The organism is Pseudalgibacter alginicilyticus, from assembly GCF_001310225.1.
Classification (GTDB): Bacteria; Bacteroidota; Bacteroidia; order Flavobacteriales; family Flavobacteriaceae; genus Pseudalgibacter; species Pseudalgibacter alginicilyticus.
Genome location: NZ_CP012898.1, coordinates 211,144 through 234,045, shown reverse-complemented (window position 1 = coordinate 234,045; position 22,902 = coordinate 211,144). Strand labels below are relative to the sequence as shown.

15 protein-coding genes are annotated in these 22,902 nt (G+C 33.0%); all 15 read right to left on the bottom strand.

Annotated features, from left to right (window positions below):
• Entirely contained in the window at nt 1-3,522 is a 3,522-nt protein-coding gene (locus tag APS56_RS00930) for a nitrate reductase (RefSeq protein ID WP_054723915.1), read from the bottom strand.
• A 125-nt stretch (nt 3,523-3,647) separates the two neighbouring features.
• Nucleotides 3,648-5,078, bottom strand: coding sequence for an MFS transporter (locus tag APS56_RS00925; RefSeq protein ID WP_054723913.1), 1,431 nt, complete (start codon nt 5,076-5,078; stop codon nt 3,648-3,650).
• Between the two features lie 254 nt (nt 5,079-5,332).
• A complete protein-coding gene (locus tag APS56_RS00920; protein WP_054723911.1) occupies nt 5,333-6,001 on the bottom strand; it encodes a response regulator transcription factor in 669 nt (222 codons plus the stop codon).
• 35 nt (nt 6,002-6,036) lie between these two features.
• Nucleotides 6,037-7,875: a sensor histidine kinase gene (locus APS56_RS00915; RefSeq protein WP_054723909.1), complete on the bottom strand. Its 1,839-nt coding sequence runs from the start codon at nt 7,873-7,875 to the stop codon at nt 6,037-6,039.
• A 13-nt stretch (nt 7,876-7,888) separates the two neighbouring features.
• Complete coding sequence (locus tag APS56_RS00910) at nt 7,889-8,473, bottom strand: DUF4202 domain-containing protein (RefSeq protein WP_054731047.1); 585 nt, start codon at nt 8,471-8,473, stop codon at nt 7,889-7,891.
• An 18-nt stretch (nt 8,474-8,491) separates the two neighbouring features.
• Nucleotides 8,492-8,869: a nitrite reductase small subunit NirD gene (nirD, locus tag APS56_RS00905; protein ID WP_054723907.1), complete on the bottom strand. Its 378-nt coding sequence runs from the start codon at nt 8,867-8,869 to the stop codon at nt 8,492-8,494.
• A 99-nt stretch (nt 8,870-8,968) separates the two neighbouring features.
• Entirely contained in the window at nt 8,969-11,488 is a 2,520-nt protein-coding gene (gene nirB / locus APS56_RS00900) for a nitrite reductase large subunit NirB (protein ID WP_054723905.1), read from the bottom strand.
• 170 nt (nt 11,489-11,658) lie between these two features.
• Nucleotides 11,659-13,953: an FdhF/YdeP family oxidoreductase gene (locus tag APS56_RS00895; RefSeq protein WP_054723903.1), complete on the bottom strand. Its 2,295-nt coding sequence runs from the start codon at nt 13,951-13,953 to the stop codon at nt 11,659-11,661.
• 78 nt (nt 13,954-14,031) lie between these two features.
• Nucleotides 14,032-14,631 carry a nucleotidyltransferase family protein gene (locus APS56_RS00890; protein ID WP_054723901.1) on the bottom strand — a complete coding sequence of 200 codons (600 nt, stop codon included), beginning with the start codon at nt 14,629-14,631 and terminating at the stop codon, nt 14,032-14,034.
• A gap of 26 nt (nt 14,632-14,657) precedes the next feature.
• Nucleotides 14,658-15,674, bottom strand: coding sequence for an XdhC family protein (locus APS56_RS00885; RefSeq protein ID WP_054723899.1), 1,017 nt, complete (start codon nt 15,672-15,674; stop codon nt 14,658-14,660).
• A 6-nt stretch (nt 15,675-15,680) separates the two neighbouring features.
• Nucleotides 15,681-17,897: a xanthine dehydrogenase family protein molybdopterin-binding subunit gene (locus tag APS56_RS00880; RefSeq protein ID WP_054723897.1), complete on the bottom strand. Its 2,217-nt coding sequence runs from the start codon at nt 17,895-17,897 to the stop codon at nt 15,681-15,683.
• Nucleotides 17,898-17,918: 21 nt separating this feature from the next.
• Nucleotides 17,919-18,380: a (2Fe-2S)-binding protein gene (locus APS56_RS00875; protein WP_054723895.1), complete on the bottom strand. Its 462-nt coding sequence runs from the start codon at nt 18,378-18,380 to the stop codon at nt 17,919-17,921.
• A 383-nt stretch (nt 18,381-18,763) separates the two neighbouring features.
• Nucleotides 18,764-19,720: a YheT family hydrolase gene (locus tag APS56_RS00870; protein ID WP_054723893.1), complete on the bottom strand. Its 957-nt coding sequence runs from the start codon at nt 19,718-19,720 to the stop codon at nt 18,764-18,766.
• A gap of 105 nt (nt 19,721-19,825) precedes the next feature.
• Nucleotides 19,826-21,445 carry an adenine deaminase gene (gene ade / locus APS56_RS00865; protein ID WP_054723891.1) on the bottom strand — a complete coding sequence of 540 codons (1,620 nt, stop codon included), beginning with the start codon at nt 21,443-21,445 and terminating at the stop codon, nt 19,826-19,828.
• Nucleotides 21,446-21,520: 75 nt separating this feature from the next.
• Nucleotides 21,521-22,846, bottom strand: a complete 1,326-nt coding sequence (gene tilS / locus APS56_RS00860) for a tRNA lysidine(34) synthetase TilS (RefSeq protein WP_054723889.1) — start codon at nt 22,844-22,846, stop codon at nt 21,521-21,523.
• Nucleotides 22,847-22,902: the final 56 nt, after the last annotated feature.

The window sequence follows — 22,902 nt, the reverse complement described above, 5'->3', positions numbered from 1 at the left end:
TTACACTAATACTTTTGTGTTATTAAGTATTTCCCTTACTTCAGTCTTACAGCTTCCGCAGCCTAATCCAGCTCCAGTTTTATTGCAAAGTTCTGTAAAATCAGAACAACCAGCCTTTACAACCTCTTCAATATTACCTGCTCCTACTTGACTACAAGAACAAACCAGCTTACCCATAACTGGCTTATCATTGGAAGCACCACGCAACAAAGTATTTCGCTTGTCGGACATTTCAATTTTGCTTTCAATCATATTTTTAAATTCAGCAAATTCATTCTTATCCCCCATTAAAACAGCACCAACCAACAAATCATCCTTAACTATGCATTTTTTATAGTAGCGTTTAGAAATATCTGTAAAAATCACTTCCTGATAGCTATCATCGTTTTCAGGCACTACAATATCTCCAATACTACACAAATTAAGGTCGTTAAACTTCAATATATTCATTAAAACAGAACCATTATATGCACAACTGATATCTCCTGCAATATAATTTGCCAACACATTAGCCTGCTCTTCTGCCGCTGATGTTATTCCAAATAACTGATCATTATATTCAGCAATTTCACCCATAGCGAAAATATCTGGATGCGATGATTGTAAATGCTGATTTACTTTAACTCCCCTACCACAGCGAATACCATTTTCTCTGGCTATTTCAATATTTGGAACCGTCCCAATGGCATATACTATTGCGTGAGCCGTAATAAACCGGCCACTTTTTAATGTAATATTTAATTCCCTTGTGTCTTCATCATCAAATACCGTACTCACTTCGTTATCAAAATAAATTTGAATCCCTCTTTCTTGAACGTCCAACGCCAACAATTTACTCGACACCGCATCTAATTGACGCTCCATAAGTCGAGAGGCCCGTTGTATAATGGTAATTTTTACATTTTTATGCTTCATAGCCGCTGCCAATTCTAAACCAAGCAGTCCACCACCCACTATAACAACATGTTGTTGTTCTGGAGGTAAATTGGTAGCATCTAAATATGCTTTAAAACGATCTGCATCACTTTTATCTCGCATAGTAAATCGTCCCGGAAGATCAATTTGAACATCCTTTGGTACAAAAGCCCTACTACCTGTAGCCAAAATTAGTTTATCAAACGTATGCTGATTAGTATTACTGTCTGTTACAACTTTAGATTCCTTATCTATTTTAATTATATAGCTTTCTGGGTATAATTTTATATTTAGTTTATCTAATTCTAATTTTTTTATCTTGAGAAGTTGTTCCCAACTTAACTCTTCAGTGACATATTCTGGTAACAAAACACGATTATAAAAAAGATTTGGTTCTTTTGAAAATACATGAATTTCATCTTTTTCATTATAATCACGGTAATTTTGAATAAACCTAAAAGCCGCTGCACCAGCACCTACAACTATAATTTTTTCAACTGGTTTTTTATATTTTTTAACTGAAACCGCTGTATATTTAAAATCAGGCTCTTTAGATTGTGGATCTACTATCGTGTTGGTTAAATTATTAGCACGATTCAAATCACTTTGCAATTTTTTACCCCAATGCATCGGCAGAAAAACCACACTTTCTTTAATATTATCTGTAATACTGGCACGAACTCTAACTACACCATTTTGACTTTTTATTTCTGTGATGTCACCATTTTTTATCTTGTTTATATGGGCATCAATCGGATTTATTTCCAAAACAGGGGTTGGGTAATGCGTTTTCAATCGAGACACTTTTCCTGTTCTAGTCATGGTATGCCATTGATCCCTAACACGTCCTGTTGTTAGGATTAATGGGTAATTGTCATTCGTTTTAGGTGATGTGTTTTCAATACTTTTCGGAATATTAAAAATAGCTTTTTGCGATGGCGTATAAAATTTTTTATCTTCAAAAAGGCGTTTTGTACCAGAATGCCTGTAATCTGGCACTGGCCACTGAAATGTGCCCTCGTTTTTTAATCTATCATAATTTAAATATGACACATCAATATTTGTTCCTTTAGTCATGGAACAATACTCATTATATATTTCTTCTGAACTGTTATAATTAAATCCTCTGAAACCCATTTTTTTGGCAAACTCACAAAATATTTCCACATCTGCTTTAGCTTCTCCAGGAGGTCTTACTTCTTGTGGTAAATAAGAAATTCTACGCTCAGAATTGGTCATGGTTCCTTCTTTTTCTAACCACCCTGCTGCCGGCAATAGTAAATCGGCATAAGCTGCTGTATCAGATTTATGAGATATATCTTGAACAACAATAAACTTAGCGTTTTTCATGGCTCTTTCAATTTGATGCGTGTTAGGCATGCTTACTAATGGATTTGTACAAACAATCCAAACTGCTTTCAATTTTCCTTTTTCAAGTGCATCAAACATTTCTGTGGCCGTATACCCTGCCTTATCAGATATTTTATCCACACCCCAAAATTGGGCAACTTCCCGTCGGTGCTCCGGATTAAATAAATCTTTATGAACTGCTAATAAATTAGCCATACCGCCTACTTCTCGCCCCCCCATAGCATTAGGTTGACCAGTTAAGGAAAATGGCCCCGAACCTGGTTTACCTACCTGTCCTGTAATAAGCGATAAATTTAAAAGCGCAAAGTTTTTATCCGTCCCAACGGCGCTTTGATTCAACCCCATAGCCCACATGCTTATAAAGCCTTTTGAAAGCCCAATAATATCGGCTGCTTTTCGAATATCCTTTTCAGGAACACCACATATTTTTGATGCTTGTTTTACAGATGTTGAAAATATTTGTTCTTTATAATCTTTAAATCCTTCTGTATGATTTTTAATGAAGTCATCATCTATCAATCCACGTTCAAACAAACGTCTACCAATAGCATTATACAAAACAACATCGGTTCCTGGAATAAGCTGCAAATGTAAATCGGCAAAATTAGCAGAATCTGTTTTTCGAGGATCTACTACTATAATTTTAACTTCGGGGTTATCCTCTTTGTGCTTTTCTAACCTTCTGAACAAAATAGGATGACACCATGCCGGATTAGCTCCCGCAATAAGAAAACAATCGGCTAGTTCTATATCTTCATACGAAATAGGCACACTATCTTCTCCAAATGTTTTTTTATAACCAACCACAGCTGAACTCATACACAACCTAGAATTTGTATCGATGTTATTAGTTCCTAAAAACCCTTTGGTAAGCTTGTTGGCTATATAATACTCTTCTGTTAAACTTTGTCCTGATACATAAAATCCAACACTATCTGGTCCATGTTTTTTTATAATAGCTTTAAAGACACTGGCAGCTCTTTCTAAAGCATCGTTCCAGCTAACGCGCTCACGAGGATGCGATCGGCTCCAACGCATTTCTGGATATAGTATTCTATCAGACCTATCATTTACTACGTAGTGTAAATTCATTCCCTTTGAGCAGAGCATCCCTTTATTTACAGGGTGTTCCTTATCTCCTTCAACAAGCACATTGTCGTTAGTGTCCTTTTTTATAATAATTCCACAACCAACACCACAATAAGAACAGGTTGATTTCACTTCGTTTTTCAACATTTAGAATACCTTTTTATACTAATTAAAAATTTTTCACAACACCAAACAAGTATGACTTTAATAATTATTCTGATTTTTTCTAAATTCACAATGTTAAAAGTAAATCCACTTAAACAACTTAAAATTTAACTTTTCACCTGTATAGGCTGTAACTCACTTTCTATCTCTTTATTTATTTTTACACGAACCAACTCTTCATCTTCTGTAGAAAACTTAATTGCCAAAGCTATAACACCAACAAAAACAACAACCAGTCCAATTGCAAAATAACCATTAGAAACCGCCATAGATGCTGCTGCAGATTGTGCTGCTTTTATAACACCTTCCCCTAAACCTTGGTTAGCTACAATAGCCGTTTCTTCAGCTAAAGCTGATTTAGATTTCAGTAAAAATGCAGCTAAAAAAGCCCCTACATTACCCCCTGCTCCAACAATTCCTGAAACCGACCCAATGGCTTTTTTATTAATAAATGGCACTACTGAAAAAGTTGCTCCTTCTGCCATTTGTACACTCAAACTAAACAAAATCAATAAAACAACACCTAAATACAAATTTGTTGCAACAGAGAAACTCACAAGCATAATGCCTTGTAAAGTTAATATAAATGACAAGAACAACACACGGCCTCTTAATCCTTTCAACTTCCCAAACATATCACCAAAAAAACCACCTAAAGTCCTCGCAAAAATATTCATTAAAGCAAAAGACAAAACAATGTTACCTGCCGTAAGCCTTTCCAATTGAAAAGTATTCTGTAGATAATCATCCATAGTACCATACACTGTCAATTCAATTCCAAAACTTGCCGCATAAACTAAAAATAAAATCCAAATTCTATAATCATTAAGAACTGACACAAAAGATACAGCATCTTTCTTTTTACCAACTACTTCTCCAGCTTCTCTCAATTCTTTATAATTTCCTTCAGGTGTATCCTGAGTAAAAAAGTAATAAATAACTCCCATAACGAAACAAATAACACCAGCAATCACCATAGAATATCGCCAAGCATCTCCTTCTGCAACACCAAAACCAATAACCGCTGCTGCAATTAACGGCATACCCAGCCGGTTAGCTCCACCTCCTAAATTACCCCAACCTGCCGAAGTTGCATTAGCCGTTCCAACAATGTTAGATGCAAACATTAAAGATGTATGTACTTGAGTAATCACAAAAGATGCACCAATAAACCCAATAAACAATCTACAAATTAAGAATTGAAGAGGAGTTTGAACTAATCCACATAATACAACAGGAACAGCACCTAAAATTAATAGCCATGTATAACACAGCCTAGGACCATATTTATCACATAACTTACCGATTAATAAACGTGCAAAAACAGTACCTGATACTGCCAAAATAATAGAATTCCATTTTTGATCTGGTGTTAAACCTAAATCTTTAACCACATCTGGCATAAACGGCACAATACCAAACCATGCAAAGAAACACATGAAAAATGATATTGACGTTATCCAAAATGTACGGATTGAAACACTTTTTAAATCAAGTAAATTTAATTTTGTTGCCTTTTCTGAAGTTACTGTTTTCATAATTAAGTATTTTTATACTTACAAAACTAAGTATTTATACTTAAAAAACACAATTCAACATAAGTATTTGTTAATTATTACTATATTAATAATTGTAAGCTTATGATTTTAAAGAATTATCAAAAAGCGATTAAGAAATTCATGTTAATTGATAAAATAAAGAATAAATAGATTTTAAGAATGTTAGAAAACATAAATATGCTTTCCAAAAAAAATACTAATACTGTAATCTAATAACAATAAAGCGTTTATATTTACACTAATTGAAACTCCTTAGATTTATTTGTGAGCTCCATTAAATTTTTAACCTCTAATTTTTTCATCAAATTAAAACGGTGCACTTCCGCCGTTCTTCTACTAATATCAAGCTCCTCAGCAATATCCTTATTGTTTTTTAATTGTAGAACCAATTTAAGAATTTGCTTTTCACGTTTAGTAAGGTTAAACGGGTCTTCTTTTTTTGTTTTTGTGACATTATGCCCAGAAGATGAATTTCCATTTGAAACAAAATGATTCATAATAATAGCTGAAACATCGCCAGTAAAATACTTACCGCCAGCAGCTATCGAATTAATAGCTTTTAAAAATTCATCTTTACTCGCCCCTTTTAACAAATATCCATCAGCGCCAGCTTCAATAGCTTTAACTACATATTCTTCTGAATCATGCATAGAAAGAACAAGTGCTTTTATTCCCAGATTGTTTTTAGTAATTTCAGCTACAACCTCAATACCATTCATTTCAGGCATTCGAATATCAACTATTAATAAATCTGGTTTTCGGTTACGAATAACTTCTAAAGCCTCTTTTCCATTGGAAGCCTCATCAATTACCTGAATACCAGACTGATCCTCTAAAAGTGCTTTAATACCATCTCTTACCAAAACATGATCATCAGCTAAAACTACTTTTATAATATCCATTTCAATTTTATTTTATAGTGTAAATATATTAAAAATTAAGTAACACTACTTACTTTATCTTCGGCAATTGGAACATTTAAAGTAACTCTTGTACCTTTATTAATCTCTGAATTTAAAAAAAATCGTCCATCAATATATTTTATGCGTTCATTCATAAAAGTCATTCCCATACCACCATCACCATTCTTAACGTTTGTAATTTTACTTGGATCAAACCCTTTTCCATTATCATCAATTACAATACTAAGTATATTTCTACTACTGGAAATTGACACAATAATATGGTCAGATTCTGCATATTTTATTGCGTTATTAATAGCTTCTTGAACAATTCTATAAATATTAATTTCAATAAGTGAGTCTAACCTTTTATTAAAATCATTCTTATTAAAAAGTATAATGTTTTTCCCTGTAAGCTTGGCCAATTCCTTAGTCAATTTTGCTAACGCCGGAACAATACCATGATCTGAAAGCTCAGGAGGAGTCAAATTAAACGTTGCGGTACGCACACCTTTTATAATATTTGACGTTAACTCTTTTAAATGCTCAATTTTAACAGCTGTTTTATCAATATCTTTAATATCAATACTTTCTAAATTGTATTTTAATCCCGTTAACATTTGACCAATACCATCATGCACATCTTTAGCTATACGATTTTGCTCATTTTCTTGATTTTCAATAATTTTACTGGAAATAATTTTTTGCTGACTCATTTTTTCCTCAAAACTTTCTTTAATGAGACGCTCAATTTCCAACTGCGCTTCTTTTCTATCGGTTATTTCTGATGCAATAATTAACAATTCAGATTTATCATCTGAAGGATTGAATGGAATAATAGCCATTTCTAACCAAACATCTTTTCCATCTTTCGTTAGTGCTTTTACTTCGCCTTGCCACCCTGTATTTTTATAATTAGTTATTAAATTCTCGATAACTAATTGTTCTTTTTCATTGGAAGAAAGCACCTCTGCAAAATTTAAGCTTAAATTAAATTTACTAAACTTAAATAATCTTGAAAACTTATTCCCCATATGAACAATAGTGCCATTAGCATGAATACGCGCAAACAGCAAAGTCTCATCCATAGCATGACTTAAAGCTCTTAATTCTTTAACAGATTTTTCTTTTGCTGCACTCAGAACATCCGCATCAAAAGCCATTTTTTTAGCTCTTTTTTCAGCTGCTAATAATTCAGCCAAACTATTTTTAACTGCCACAGCTGTAGGCCAAAACACAAATAATAATTCTGCTAATAAAATAAATAAAGTTAAAAACATTAAAAACATTTCCAACTTTCTTAGCCAACTCACTTTGGCATCAGCCTCCAAATCATATTGATTCACAATCTGATCCATTATCCTTAAAAAATCATCCTCACTTTGAATCACTTTTTCAAAATCATCTCGCAAAGCATTTAAAGAAATAGATGGATTTTTTTCAATTGCTACAATTATTTTTTTTGTAGACTCATTAATCGTATTAAAAACAGGGTTTAATTTACTGAACATGTCAGTAATAACCATACTATTATTACCTGGTAACCCCAAACTATCATTCCCGTTTTGAAGCGCACGATGCGATACACCCCACAAAAACAAAGTTTCTTTTAATTTATCTTTAAGTTCTAATTTATTTTCTTTTGAAGTAGCCAATGAAAACAACAGAATTTCTTTAGTTAATTTTTGACTTAACATCCGCTGCCTTCCTGCTACATTTATAACAGAAGAGTCACTTTGCTGATTGTTGAGATACTTTCTAACAAATATTTGACTTGTAATTACAGTTAGTGCAATAGCACTTAAGGCAATGATATACAACTTTCTTAATTTTTTAAAAGTACGTTGATCTAATGAATTGCCTTTACTACTCATGTATGAAAAACTTTTAAGCTAATGCTTTTTTTATCAATTCTAAATCTGTATCTGAATAACTTAATTTTAACGCTTCAGCATGTCCTTTTTCAGACATTTTTTTCCATGTTTTTTGAAGAATATCAATTATTTTTTCTTCTGAATGCTTTGCAGCAAAGTCTTCAAAATAAAATTCTAAAAAAACCAAACAAATAACATCTTCAATAGTTTGGCTGCCTTCATCTTTTTTAATCAATTTTTTATTAATTAAAAAGGATACACGTTCAATAAATTCAGAATCATAACCCACTTGTTCCAAAATTTCGGCAGTAATATCGGCATGCATTTTCTTTAAGGTTTCTCGCCATTTTAAATAGCCCACTCTATCCATAGGATATTCATTCCTAGCTATTTTCCATCTGCAAATATGTTGAGCACGTGCTGCAATTTGCAATGCTTCCGAAGCTTCTGGCTCAAACTGTAATAGTTTTTGAGACATCCTATGTGAGTATAATAATTCTTTAGAGTAATCAATTCCGTATACACTATAGGTATTGATGTCTTCTGAATTTTTTTGATCTATTAATATAATAGCACTTTCAAATTTTGTTGGCTTCATGGTCATTGATTTTAAATGTTAATCTTCAAAGCCAATATACACATTTCCATCTTTAATTTTAACTGGATAAACTGCTATTTTTAAATCATCTCCTGCTAAATTTGAACCATCCTTCAACGAAAAATTCTTTTTATGCATTGGACAAGCTACTTTTGCTACTCCATCCTTATCCCCAATCATTCCTAATGATAAAACCATCTCCATTTTATGAGGGCATAAATTCTGACAAGCATACCATGAATTTTTTCTCGCAAAATTATAAACAGCAATCTGCTTGGTTTTATATTTTATACAAGCACCTGAATTTTTAGGAAAATCACTAACTTCCCCAACCTCGAACCATGTTGTAACATTGACTTCTGAAACCGATTTATATTGTTCTATTATATTTTGCATTGTTATAGAATGTTTATCTTAACTTATTTAGTTTTTATTTTAAACTGCAGCCTATCACATGCAACAGGCTAGCTTTCAATTCCTGTGTTTTCACAGTATTTAATTCCAAGCTTTTGGCATTTTTTGATCACGCATCGGTACAAATACCAAGTTATCGTCCGTATCATCGGAATTAACAAAATGCTTAAAGCGCTTCATCATTTCGGGGTTTTCAATAGCTTGTTTCCATTCACATTCATACTTATTAATAAGTCCTTTCATTTCTTCTTCTAATTCTTCAGCAATCCCTAAAGAATCCTCAATAACCACTTGTTTTAAATACTCTATACCTCCCTCAAGTTTATCCAACCACGGTGCTGTTCTTACCAGTGGCCCTGCTGTACGTATATAGAACATTAAAAATCTATCTAAATATTTAACAACTGTTTCGTCATCCAATTGTTCGGCAAAAAGCACGGCATGCTTAGGTGTTGCTCCACCATTTCCACAGACATATAAATTCCATCCGCCATCAACAGCTATCAACCCAAAATCCTTTCCTCTAGCCTCAGCACATTCACGAATACAACCTGAAACACCTCCTTTTAATTTATGAGGTGAGCGCAACCCTTTATAACGATCTTCAATTTCGATTGCAAAAGTGACACTTTCATGCATACCATAACGACACCAAGTTGAACCAACACAGCTTTTAACAGTACGTAATGATTTTCCGTAGGCATGTCCGCTTTCAAAACCAGCATCAATCAATTCTTTCCATATTAATGGCAACTCATGCAGTTGTGCACCAAACAAATCGATACGCTGACCACCAGTTACTTTAGTGTACAAATCATACTTCTTAGCTACTTGACCAATAACTATTAATTTATCTGGCGTAATTTCCCCTCCTGCAATTCTGGGCACTACCGAATACGTTCCGTTACGTTGAATATTTGCTAAAAACCGATCATTTGTATCCTGAATAGCCACTTGTTTATTAGGTGTTTCCATTGTTATAGTAGCAAAGATAGACGCCAAGGCGGGTTTACAAACCTCACAACCATCGCCTTCACCAAATAAATTCAAAGCCTCATCATAATCTTTAACCTTATTAATTTTTATTAAATCAAATAATTCCTGTCGGTTAAAACTAAAATGCTCACAAAGGGTTTCTTTAACTTCCTTTCCTTGAGATTTGAGGGTTTCGTTCACTAAATCTACAACCATGGGCTTACAACCACCACAGCCTGTAGTTGCTTTAGTTTTTGCTATAACATCACCTAAATTATCACAATCACCTTCATTTATTAAACAACAGATATCCCCTTTGGTTACACTTTCGCAAGAACACACTTGAGCTGCATCTGGAATATCCAACACGCTTCCAAAAGACGAACCACCTTCACCCCTACTTCCTAAAATCAACTCCTCAGCATCTTCAGGAATTGGCAATCCGTTTAGATATATTTGATGAAACATATTATAATCTGACGCATCTCCAACTAAAATGCCTCCCAAAAGTTTTTTTCCATCATGACTAATATTAATTCGTTTATACAAGTTTTTGGTTTTATTTTCGTAAATAATAGAATACCCTTTTTCTACGGGCATGAAAGGCTCTCCATAACTTGCCACATCTACACCTATTAATTTTAGCTTCGTTGACATATCAATAGCACTAGACATCCTTTCTTTAGAATCACCAACAATTTGATCAACAGCTACACCCGCCATATCATAGCCAGGTGCCACCAAACCATAAATCATATTATTATATAGCGCTACTTCACCAATAGCATAAATTTCAGGGTCTGAAGTCTGCATTCTATTATTAACAATAATCCCTCCACGAACACCCATTTTCAAATCACAAGTTTTTGCGAGTTCATCACGAGGCCTAATACCAGCAGAAACCACCAACATTTCTACATCAATTTTATCATACTCACCAAATTCCATACCCGTAATAACGTCATTACCAAGAATTTTATTGGTAGCTTTAGACAAGTGCACATGAATACCTAAAGACTCTATTTTTTCTTGAAGCACTTTACTTGCTCTTGTATCCAATTGCCTTGGCATCAATTTAGACGCAAATTCTACAACGTGAGGTTCAAACCCCATATCCATAACCGCCTTAGCTGCTTCTAACCCCAAAAGTCCGCCACCAAGCACTGCAGCTTTAACTGCTTTTTTACTTTTTCCTATAATTTTTTTAGCATACGCTAATGTAGCTTCTAAGTCTTCAATGGTTCTATATACAAAAACTCCTTTTTTTTCAATACCAGGAATATTAGGCACAAATGGAGACGATCCTGTTGCTAAAACAAGGTAATCGTATTTATAATGCAAATCTTTAGTCGTTGAAACTTTTTTTGAAGACCGATGAATATGAGTGATACGTTCATTAGTAATCAACTCAATTCCATGCTCTTCATACCAAGCTCTTGACGCCATTTCTAAAGCTTTAGCATCTTGGTTTTCAAAATACTCACTTAAGTGAACACGGTCATAGGCAGGCCTAGGCTCTTCGCCAAAAACTGTAATCTTAAATGATTTTGAATTAGTTTGAGAAACAAATTTTTCACAAAATTTATAACCGACCATACCATTACCCACAACAACAATTTTTTTCATCTTTACTTATTTACCACACAAATATAAGTAAAAATACTTAGTTTTTAATATGAATTAAGCTTGTTATTTATAAAAAACTAAGTATTATTATAGATTTAACAAATTTACATGGTCTACAAATAAGTATCTGTAATAAAACTCTAATTAAAATATGAAAAACTCAGCTTATCCTATTCAACTGAAACAGTTATAATAATACTTTTAGAAGCTGGTGTTTTAGCAGTGTGTGCATAACTATCAATTGATACTAACACATTGGTTTCTGGAAAATACGTAGCACAACAGTTTTTGGGAATATCATAACCTACCACTTTAAAGTGATTGGCTTTTCTAACAACCCCATTAAATTCCGATTTTAAATTAACAACCTGCTGTTCTTGCAAACCACGCTCTTTTATATCTTCTCTATTCATAAAAATAATACGTCTTTCATTAAAAACGCCCCGGTAACGATCATTCAAACCATAAATTGTCGTATTGAATTGATCGTGACTACGAATGGTCATCATAATTAATTCAGAATCTTTAAGTTTCCAATTAGGAAGTTTATTTATAGAAAAATTAGCTTTTCCTGTTGCAGTTTTAAACTTCCTTTTTCTGGCGCCATTTGGCAAATAAAATCCTGAAGGCTGATTTAATCGTTGGTTATAATCTTGAAACCCTTCAACCACTTCCTGAATATCTTCTCGGACCAAGCTATAATCATCTACGTAATTTAACCAATTTATTTTTGTTCTATCTTTTAAAGTAGCATAGGCAATATTACAAACCACAGCTACCTCACTCTTTAACGAATTTGAACAAGGCTCTAAAACACCTTTAGTAGAAGACACAACTCCCATAGAATTTTCTACACTTTGCATTTGCTGTCCCGATTTTTGAAAATCTTTTTCTGACCGTCCTAAACAAGGCAAAATCAAAGCTTCCTTTCCTGTTACTAAATGCGAGCGATTTAATTTTGTGCTTACATGAACTGTTAAATTACAATTTGCCAATCCTTTTGCTGAATAATTGGTATCTGGTACCGCTGAAATAAAATTACCTCCTAGTCCAAAAAACACTTTTGCTTTGCCTTCATTCATAGCTTTTATAGCATCAATAACAGAATAACCGTGTTTTGATGTAGGTTTAAATCCATACTTAGCTTCTATTTTATCTAAAAAAGCTTGAGGAGCAGCTTCCCAGATACCAACCGTTCTATCGCCTTGGACATTAGAATGTCCACGAACTGGACAGGTACCAGCCCCCTCTTTTCCTATACTCCCTTTCAATAATAATAAATTAACTAATTCTCGAATATTATCAACCGCATTTTCATGCTGCGTTAACCCCATAGCCCAACAAATAATAATGTTGTCACTATTAAGGATTAAATTAAAAGCTTCATCGAAAATATTTTTTGAAATTCCAGATAATTTTAAACACTCATTAAAATCATACATTTTTAAATTATCCACAAAAGCCTGATACCCGTATGTATGCTTCTCAATAAAGGCTTTATCAAAAACATGACCTTCTGCTTCTTCTTTTTCTAATAACTTAAGAAGTACCGCTTTGGTAAAAGCTACATCTCCATTAATAGTGATGGGCACAAATACATCTGCAAGTTTTGTTCCGCCAGTTAATAATTTTATGGGGTTCTGCGGATTGGTAAACTTCATTAGCCCAGCTTCAGGTAACGGATTAATAGCTATAATTTTTCCACCATTATTTTTACATTTCTCTAAAGCTGATAACATTCTAGGATGATTCGTAGCGGGATTTTGCCCAATAACCATAACCAAATCTGCTTTATACAAATCATCCAAAACCACAGAACCTTTGCCCACTCCTAAAGTTTCACTTAATGCAGCCCCACTTGCTTCATGGCACATATTGGAACAATCAGGTAAATTAGCCGTTCCAAACTCTCGAACAAACAATTGATATAAAAAAGCGGCTTCATTGGTGGTTCTTCCCGAAGTATAAAATACAGCTTCATCAGGATGAGAAAGTGCATTTAAGTGTTTTCCAACTTTATTAAAAGCATCTTTCCAAGAAATAGGTTTATAATGTGTGGCTTCTTCCTCCAAAAACATAGGTTCAGCCAAACGTCCTGATTTTCCTATTTCAAAATCAGATAATCCTGCTAATTCATCTACTGAATGTTTTAAGAAAAAATCCGCCGTAACTAATTTATTTTGCGCCTCTTCTGCAATAGCTTTTAAACCATTTTCACAATATTCTCCCAATGTAGAACGTTCATCATCTGGATCTGGCCATGCACAACCCGGACAATCAAAACCTCCTTTTTGATTCATTTTTAAGGAAATTTTAAATGTATCTGTAAGTTTCATGTATTTTATTGCATGTCCAAAAGCCACTTTCAACGCTTCAAACCCTGCTGTACTTGTTGGTGGCGTTTTTATTTTTAAATCATTAAACGATTCTGGTGTATTTGCTTTATTAATGGGAGATTTACTCATATATTTAAGTGAAAAAGAATAGTAGGTTAAAACCAACAAAATGATTATCTAAATTAACTAAGTTAAAAAAGAGACAAACTACTTCTTGAAATTCTTATTGTAGAAATAATTATAGTCTATTTTAAAATCCATATCGATATTTTCTATTTTTGGTTTGAAAACTTTAACCTCAACTCCATGCTTTTCCAAAAGCACTTTGGCACCAATATCATCATTCAAATAAGATAATTCATTGAAGTATTTTTTACAAAAAAGTACAGGAACTCCTTGTTTTGCATCCTCATATAATGTCGCTATAATTTGGCTTTTGTTCGGCAAAAAACCATCAATTAAAAGATTCAAAAAAGAGCTTTCTATAAATGGCTGGTCAGCTAATGTAATAAGAACACCTTCTATAGAACGTTTAGATTTTATTAGATATTCTACAGCAAATGCAATAGATTTTCCTAAACCTACTTCCCAATTTTTATTATTTAAAATAGTTATAGGATAATGTTCTATTTGTGGTTTTATACGATTAAAATTTGCCCCCAATACCACTATAACCTCTATAGTATTCAATTGTAAAGCCTGAACTATAGCATGCTCTAATAATGTACTATCACCCCATTTTAACAATTGCTTAGGTACTCCCATTCGTTTTGAAGCACCAGCCGCTAAAATTACAGTTGCTATCATTTGGGTTTTGTTAAACATAACATTTTTTAATCCTTTGAGTGAATCCTACCTGCTTTTTTACTTAAAAAAATTGGCTCCTCTTTTCGAGCTACCGATAAAATCTCTGAAACAATAGACACCGCTATTTCCTGAGATGTTTCTGAACCTATATTAAGACCAGCAGGTCCATAAACAGATTCTAAAAATTCATCTGATATGTCTGGACAATATTCTATAAACTGAGATAATAAATCATCTCTTCTTTTGCTTGGACCTAATAATCCAATATAAATAGGCTGTGTTTTATTTATAGCCACCAAAAATCGTAAGTCGTATGCAAAATTATGAGTCATTAATACAATAGCTGTCTGATTATCAACATTAGTAACATCTATATCCTCTGGTGCGCACGCCATAAACTTATTAGCCCCTGGAAATTCTTTAATCGATTTATGCTCTTTAACTCCTGCAACGATAGTCACTTCCCAACCCGTTAAGTATGCGTATTTACATAATTGCACCGCATCATGTTCCGCCCCAATGATTATTAATTTAAAACACGGGGGCATTACTTGACAAAAAATTAAGCTATCTGCATTTTTTGAGGTTTTATTTGAAATAGAGAAATAATTTTCTCCAATTTTCACTTCAGACCCTAAACCTTTATAAAATCCCGCTTTCTTTTCATACCGAGAAATAATATCAAACGATATCCTTTTATTCAAACATTTAAAGAAAGACGACTCAAAAGCCTCATCAAAAGCGACTTCTTCTAACAGAATATATAAAACACCCTCACAACCCAAACGATATCTACCATCGTAAGTCATCATTTTAGGTTTAGAAGTTTTAAAAACAGATTCAGATTGCAATAAAATTTCCTTTTCAACACAACCACCGCTTACTGCTCCAACCATGTTTCCATTTTCAAGAATGAGCATTCTAACTCCAGGGCGTCTGTAAGATGACCCATCCAAATCTACGACCGACGCCAAAACAGATTTTAATCCATGTATTTTAGCTTTAGTAGCTTCCTCAATTATATTTTTAAATTCATGAGTCATAAAAAATTACCCTGTGACTTTATCTAAAATTAAATTGCTCATGAAAGGTTGCTTATAAAGTCTTTTCCCTGTAGCCTTGTAAATAGCATTTGCTACAGCAGCGCCTATAGGAGGTAAAGTTGGCTCTCCAAGCCCTGTTGGATTAACATCACTTTCTACAAAATACACATCAACTTTTGGTGTTTGCCCCATACGAATAAGCTGATATGAATTAAAATTATTGGATTGAGGAATACCATTACTAATACTAAAATCTGCATATAGTGCATGGCCTAAACCATCAATAACCCCCCCTTTTGCCTGATTCATAGCACCTAAAGGATTAACTACAATACCACAATCTACAGCGCAAGTTACCCTCTTCACAATTGGTTCTTTATTTTCTATAACAACATCTGCTATTTCTGCTACATAGCTGGCATGACTATAATACGCAGATACTCCTTGGTAAACATTTTTAGCTACATTCCCCCAGTTCGCTTTTTCAGCAGCTAATTTTAAAACATCCTGCAAACGTGCTGGTTCATAACTAATGTTTGCCTCTGGATTTTGTTTAGCTTTTTCCATTAAATCCATACGCAACTGCACACAATCTATTCCGAGTTCTTCTGCAAGCTCATCAAAAAAACTTTGTTCTGCAAATGCTAAAAAATTAGTAATAGGCGCTCTCCAAGCACCTGTAGTTATATTGCTTTTGTAGTTAACACTATCTACTTGAAAGTTTTCAATAGACCCTGCTGGAAAAAAGGTTGTAATTGGTTTATACAAGTTGTTGTTTACTGCCGCATCTTTTAAATGATAGCCTGTTATTTTTCCTTCCTTAATAGATGCTGAAAACTTGTACTTTGTAGAAGGTCTGTAAACACCAGTTGTCATATCATCTTCCCGTGTAGACATCATTTTTATAGGCTTCTTTGCCTTGGCGGAAATTTCGGCTGCTTCATAAACAAAATCCCCATATAATCGTCTGCCAAAACCACCACCCATTCTAGTCATTTCTAAATGAATATCCTCCAGATCTCGTCTTAACATCTCACTAACAACTTTTTGTGCTGCTTCCGGTGTTTGAACCGGACCAACCAAGTGCACCTTTTCAGGCGTTACATTAGCAAAGAAGTTCATAGGTTCCATAGGATTATGCGGTAAAAAAGGAGCTTCATAGACGCGCTCAATGACTTTATCTGCTTCAGCAAATGCCTTTTTAACATCACCATCTTTTCTTCGATTGTCAAAGGTATTGCCGTTAAGCAAATCATTTAATATAACATCATGATCTTCAGTGCTTTCTAATTTAGTACTTACTTTCCATACAGCTTTAATAGCCTTTTTACCTTTTATAGCCGCCCAAGTGTTTTTTGCTAACACTACAACCTTATCACTTTTGCTCATTTGCGCAGACCAATTCGGTTTTTCAACATTTAAGATGGCACGAGCCTTTTCCCCAATGGTTATAACATCTACTACTCCTGGGATGTTTCTTGCCATAGAATCATCATAAGAATCTAATATCTGTCCAAATGCTGGCGGTCTTAACACACAGGCATATAACATACCTTCTTCTTTGTAATCTAAACCAAACAAAGGCTTTCCTGTAATAATTTTATCAATATCTACATTCCCTTTTCCTTTTCCTATAATTTTAAAATCTTTGGGATCTTTTAAAGTAATATTTTCTGGCACTTCTAATACCGCTGCTTCTTTAACTACATCACCATAACCTAATTTTTCTCCTTTAGCATTACTTATAACACCTTCTGTTGCACTACATTCTGTTACATCTACTCCCCATCTTATAGCAGCTGCTTTAATTAACATTTGCTTTGCCGTTGCACCTGTTTGTCTTAATGGTTCCCATGAAGCTCGTATAGAGCCACTACCTCCTGCTACTTGGCGTGTGTAATTTTTAGTGTCTAAAGGAGCTTGCACCACATAAACATCTTTCCAAGGCACATCCAATTCTTCGGCTATAATCATTGGCATTGATGTTTTTACCCCTTGACCTATTTCAGGGTTTGGTGAAAATATTGTGACTTTACCCTCTGATGAAATTTTTATAAATGCATTAAAATCATCATAATTTAACTGACTTAAATCTATTGGTGGTGCGACATCCGATTTACAAGCATTAAATAAATTAAACCCTATAAGCATACCGCCACTGGCTAAAGTTGATGTTTTTAAAAACGATCTTCTGCTAAATATAATTTGTTTTTTTGTTTCCATTTTTAAGAAGTGTTTTTTTAATTAACTTAATTTATCAGCAGCTACTTTTACTGCTTTTTCTATACTATTGTAAGCGGCGCATCTACAAATATTTCCGTGCATAGCATTTCTAATTTCTGAATTGCTAGGATTTGGGTTTCTATTTAAAAAAGCCGATGCTGTCATAATTTGTCCTGCTTGGCAATAACCACATTGTGGTACATCAATTTCTTTCCAAGCTTCTTGAACAGGGTGTTTTCCATCTTCAGAAAGACCCTCGATGGTTGTTATATTCATGCCTACTGCTTGTGATACTTGCAATAAACAACTCCGCATTGCATTGCCATCGACATGAACAGTACAAGCCCCACATTGTCCTATTCCACAGCCAAATTTTGTTCCTACAAGGTCTATTTGATCTCTTAAAACCCAAAGTAATGGAGTGTCCATATCTGCTTCAACAGAATGTATTTTGTTATTAATTTTTAAAGTAAAGGTTGGCATGGTTATTTTTTTTAAAAATTATTTATATTTAGTTGTTTAAAATAGAAAAAAACGAAGTCGATTTTAGGTATTAATAATTTTTTAACATAATTTTAATTATTATAATATTTTTTTATTAAAAATATTATAATAATTAAAACAACATACTCAAAACGTACTGGTTTAATTCATTATAAAATAAACATAATGGAAATGTTATTATTTATTGCCATACTTTTTATTTCAACAGTTACATTTACATAGTCAACAAAAAAATCATTAATGGAGATGAATTAACTTCATAAACCACTCTGCAACAAATGAATAAAACCGAATTAATTGATGGTATATCTATTCAAGACTCAACTTCCAATAAAAGCACAAACCTTTACACAACAACTAAGTTATATTGAAGTCACAAACTCCAAAGCTCGTTTTTCATTGTAATAGACATTTTTTCTATCTACAAAACCTGAATGCCCACCTTGCTTAGGCATTTCTAAAAAAAGGTTTGGATTGCTTTTTGCTTCTTTTACTGGGTAACATTCGGGAGATAAAAACGAATCGTTTAGCGCATTAATAATTAGTGATGGTGTTTGAATATTTGGTAGAAACTGTAAACAACTACTTTTTTCATAATAGTCTTGTGCATCTTTAAAACCATGTGCTTTTGAAGTGTATACATTATCAAAATCTGCCAATATCTTTATAGAATTTAACGCTTCTAAACTCAATAAATCTTGAAACCGCTCTTGTTTAATTTTTAATCTTTTTACTAAATGTTTTAAAAATCGATCATGGTATAATTTATTTTTAAATGTATGCAATTCTTTTGCTGAACCTGCCAAATAACAAGGTACAGAAACCGCAATTGCAGCCTTAACTTCTTTAGGAATATCATGCCTTTCTCCTAAATATTTCAAAATAATATTAGCACCTAAACTGATCCCTTTTAAGTAAATTTCAGTATATTTTTTTTCAAAAATAGCATGTTGTATTACAGCTTCTAAATCTTCTGTAGCACCAGAATGATAACTTCTAAATTTCAAGTTATCTTCACCACTACAACCTCTAAAATTAACACAAACTGCATCACTATTATTGTTGTTAAATAATTTTGCTGCTCCTTTCATGTAAGGGCGTTGTCCATTCCCTTCTAAACCATGTAATAAAATGATAAGTTTATTTGTTTTTTCTTCAGAAAAACTCCAATCTAAATCTAAAAAATCGCCATCATTTAAAGTAATACGTTCTCGTTCCTGTATGAGTTCAACACGCCGAACTAAACCAGAATATACAGTTGACACAAATCCGTTTTTAAAGTAAAATCGCGGTGAATAACTAGGTTCTAATATTGGCATATTTCATAATTTTCTATCACAGTCTGTTGATATTTTAAATTCAAATATCATAGTTTACTAATGGTAGGCTTTATTTATTATCTTAAATCATAATAATAATTCTCACTAAACTTCTAGAGGTATAAATTTAAAATCGCTTCCATTAAACAAACCTTTATCACTCAATTTAAGTGTAGGAATAACTAATAATGCCATAAATGACAGGGTCATAAATGGAGCGTGTAAATTGGATCCCATCTGCTTTGCCATATCATCAAGTTCAGCATATTGCTTTCCAATAATTCCCCCATTTTTATCACTCATAATACCAGCCACAGGAAGCGAGACAATTTTTTCTTTAAAATTGGAAACCGCACAAATACCTCCCTTATTTTCTATGATTAAATTCACAGCCTTACAAATAGCTTCATCTGAAACGCCAACAGCAATAATATTATGAGAATCATGACCAACTGACGACGCAATAGCACCTTCTTTTAACCCAAAATTTTTAATAAAAGCCATCGCAGGTTTTTGATTTTGATAGCGATTAACAACCGTTATTTTCAAAATATCTTTTTCTACATTGGATACCAAATTTCCATTTTCAATTAAGGCCTCTTCTACAAGTTCATTTGTTACTAATTGGCCTTCCAAAGCTTCAATAACTCGGATTTTTTGAGTTGAAGATGCTATTTTAAAATCCGACACCTCTTTCGTATTACAATTAAAATTATTCAAGTTTTTAAACGAAATAGTCTCTATTAAAGAAATTCCTTTATCAAAAACCAACTCGCCATTAATATAAGTTTGAAGGGTATTAAAATCTTTTAAATCTTCGACAACAATGAAATCTGCATCGTCATTTATTTTTAACAAACCAACATCTAAATTATAATGACTTACTGGATTTATACATGCTACTTGCAACACCTTAAACACATCTATCCCTTTAGATACCGCTCGAGAACAAAGTTGGTTGATATGACCAATCAGCAAATCATCAGGATGCTTGTCATCACTACAAAACATCATGTTTTCAAAATATTTTGGTAATAAATCTATTAATGCTTCAAAATTTTTAGCCGCACTCCCTTCTCTTATTAATATTTTCATACCCTTTTGAAGTTTTTCTAAAGCTTCTTCATAGGTAAAACACTCATGATCTGTAGATATTCCTGCATCAATATATTTGGAAATATCGTTACCTTTTATCCCTGGCGCATGTCCGTCGATAGGTTTATTATAATAATTTGCCCAAGCTATTTTTTTCAAAACAGCAGCATCATCAAATAAAACACCTGGGTAGTTCATCATCTCTGCGAGATACTTAATATCTGGGTTTTCAAGAAGTTTTTTTATATCATCAGAATCTATCACAGCACCAGCCGATTCAAAATGAGTTGCAGGTACGCAAGATGGAGCTCCAAAATTGAATTTAAAAGGTACTTTTTTACCGTTTTCTACCATAAACTCAACACCCATAACACCCAAAACATTTGCTATTTCATGCGGGTCAGAAACCGTTGCAACAGTACCATATTTTACAGCTAATTTAGCAAATTCACTAGGCACCAACATGGAACTTTCAATATGAATATGAGCATCAATAAAACCAGGGAGTATGTAGTTACTAATATCATGCTGTTTTTTGTCAATCGATATTATTTTTCCATTTTCAAAGGTAATTTCACCTTTATAAATGCGTTTGTGTTGTATATCTACTATTTGTCCTTGTAATTTCAAAATGGTGTTTTTAATTTATCGTAATGAGATACTCCTCTCAACCGCTCTTGAAGCAGACCCCTTGAGTAAACAGTGCTATTTAAGTGCTATTTTTAGAATATTTTTGGTGTTTTTTGTAACTTTAAACCGGTTATCAGCTCGCCTATTAACAACCCATACAATATCATTTCCAGAACAAAGCACCCATACTTTTTCTTTATCTAAAAGCGATAACTTTTCATCTTTAAAGTATTTGCTTAACTTCTTTTTTCCAATCATACCAAATGGATAAAATACATCACCTTCTTCATATTTTCTTATGGTTAATGGATATTTTAATTGATTTTTATCAACAAAAATAACATTGTTTTGCCTTTCAGAAAACACATCATTTGGACTCTCATCATTTTCATCAAAGAACAAGGTACCAAAAGGGGTTTGAATTTGCTTGTCTTTTTCAGAAATTAACATTGACTTATTTACACTTTTCGCAATTTCACTTAACAATAAGTGCGCTCTGTTTTTTATCAGTCTATAATTTTCAGAAAACACTTGCTTCCCTGTTTCCGCATCTAATAAATTTAAAATATCCCCCCACTGCGTAAAACCAAATTCTTTAAGAGATTCGTATAAGTAAGGCTTTGGATTCTTCAATTTTTTAAATTCTGAAATATTAAATTTCACTTCATTTTCATCAATGCTTACTATTGCTTTGGCTAAAAAATCATCCATACGTTCTTTAACGATTTCTGTTGATTCTTTTAGGTTATTTTGCGTGTTTTGAAAACTTTGTAATAAGCGCGGATTCATTTCCTTTAAAATAGGAATAATATCATGCCTTAATTTATTACGCAAGTATTTTTTAGAAGCGTTACTACTGTCATCCCGCCACTTTATTTGATTAGCTTTTGCAAAGCTATTAATATCTTCGCTAGAAAAAGACAAAATTGGTCTAACAAACAAACCATTAACTTCTGGAATCCCCGTTAACCCTTCTAAACCAGTGCCTCTAATAAAATTTATTAAAAAAGTTTCCAAATTATCATCAGCATGATGCGCCGTTAAAACATAGTCAAACTTTAACTGTTCTGCCAATTCGGCAAACCAATGATAACGCAACTCACGGCAAGCTAACTGAATAGATAATTTTTGTTCTTTAGCATATGTCTCTGTATCAAAACTTTCAATAAATACTTCTAAATCTAAATCTTCTGCCAATTGCAAAACAAATTCTTCATCACCATCACTTTCTATTCCTCTCAAATTAAAATTACAGTGAACTAACGATATATTCAATTTTAATTTATGACATAAATGAGTTAATACCACACTATCCTTACCTCCTGAAATAGCAATTAAAATTTTATGTTCTTTCAAGAATGATAAGTGCGAATTTATATGCTGTTGAAATTGTAAAAACATAGGTCAAATATACAATAATGCCTTTTGAAAAAAGACTGTTAAATACTATTTAAAAT

Coding starts and splice junctions, on each gene's coding strand:
- nirD (WP_054723907.1), bottom strand. CDS start 8,869: ATGCAAAATATAATAGAACAATATAAATCGGTTTCAGAAGTCAATGTT.
- APS56_RS00890 (WP_054723901.1), bottom strand. CDS start 14,631: ATGATAGCAACTGTAATTTTAGCGGCTGGTGCTTCAAAACGAATGGGA.
- tilS (WP_054723889.1), bottom strand. CDS start 22,846: ATGTTTTTACAATTTCAACAGCATATAAATTCGCACTTATCATTCTTG.
- APS56_RS00880 (WP_054723897.1), bottom strand. CDS start 17,897: ATGGAAACAAAAAAACAAATTATATTTAGCAGAAGATCGTTTTTAAAA.
- APS56_RS00870 (WP_054723893.1), bottom strand. CDS start 19,720: ATGCCAATATTAGAACCTAGTTATTCACCGCGATTTTACTTTAAAAAC.
- APS56_RS00925 (WP_054723913.1), bottom strand. CDS start 5,078: ATGAAAACAGTAACTTCAGAAAAGGCAACAAAATTAAATTTACTTGAT.
- nirB (WP_054723905.1), bottom strand. CDS start 11,488: ATGAAAAAAATTGTTGTTGTGGGTAATGGTATGGTCGGTTATAAATTT.
- APS56_RS00915 (WP_054723909.1), bottom strand. CDS start 7,875: ATGAGTAGTAAAGGCAATTCATTAGATCAACGTACTTTTAAAAAATTA.
- APS56_RS00920 (WP_054723911.1), bottom strand. CDS start 6,001: ATGGATATTATAAAAGTAGTTTTAGCTGATGATCATGTTTTGGTAAGA.
- APS56_RS00885 (WP_054723899.1), bottom strand. CDS start 15,674: ATGACTCATGAATTTAAAAATATAATTGAGGAAGCTACTAAAGCTAAA.
- APS56_RS00895 (WP_054723903.1), bottom strand. CDS start 13,953: ATGAGTAAATCTCCCATTAATAAAGCAAATACACCAGAATCGTTTAAT.
- APS56_RS00875 (WP_054723895.1), bottom strand. CDS start 18,380: ATGCCAACCTTTACTTTAAAAATTAATAACAAAATACATTCTGTTGAA.
- APS56_RS00910 (WP_054731047.1), bottom strand. CDS start 8,473: ATGAAGCCAACAAAATTTGAAAGTGCTATTATATTAATAGATCAAAAA.
- APS56_RS00930 (WP_054723915.1), bottom strand. CDS start 3,522: ATGTTGAAAAACGAAGTGAAATCAACCTGTTCTTATTGTGGTGTTGGT.